Source organism: Vibrio sp. 1078-1 (assembly GCF_033340475.1).
Map to the genome: position 1 here is coordinate 1 of NZ_JAWOWM010000327.1, position 719 is coordinate 719.

Below are 719 nucleotides of genomic sequence, written 5' to 3' on the forward strand. Positions count from 1 at the left end.
CCGCCTTTCGCTGTACCATCCAGCTTAGTCAATGTAATCCCGGTTAGAGGAGCTACATCACTGAAAAGTTTCGCTTGGCTAATCGCATTTTGGCCAGTACCTGCATCCAGCGTCAGCATGATTTCATGTGGTGCAGAATCATCAATTTTCTTCCTCACACGTACAATCTTGCGTAGCTCTTCCATTAGGTTGGCTTTGTTTTGTAGACGACCCGCCGTATCGGCGATAACCACATCGACGCCACGCGCTTTTGCCGCTTCAATCGCATCGTAGATAACCGATGCGCTGTCTGCGCCAGTATGCTGCGCGATCACAGGAACATTGTTACGCTCGCCCCACACTTGCAGCTGCTCAACCGCGGCCGCTCGGAAAGTATCGCCTGCCGCTAACATCACTTTCTTGCCTTGGCTTTGGAACTGCTTCGCAAGTTTACCGATGGTGGTGGTTTTACCCACACCATTCACACCAACCATCAAGATGACGTAAGGTGTTTTGCTGCTGTCGATCTCTAGAGGCTGTTCTACTTTAGATAGAATCTCCGCCATTTCTTCTCTCAGCAGACCATAAAGGGCTTCGCCATCTTTCAGATCACCTCGAGAGGCTTTTTCTGTCAGGTTGTTGATGATTTTTGTGGTAGTGTCCATGCCCACATCGGCAATGAGCAGTTGCTCTTCTAGCTCTTCAAATAGGTCGTCATCGATTTTTTTACCGCTGAACAG

1 protein-coding gene is annotated in these 719 nt (G+C 49.2%); it reads right to left on the reverse strand.

Annotated features, from left to right (window positions below; all coding sequences use genetic code 11):
* Nucleotides 1–719, reverse strand: a 719-nt coding sequence (gene ftsY / locus R7190_RS27380; RefSeq protein ID WP_318137868.1) for a signal recognition particle-docking protein FtsY, incomplete at both ends; no start/stop codon positions are given.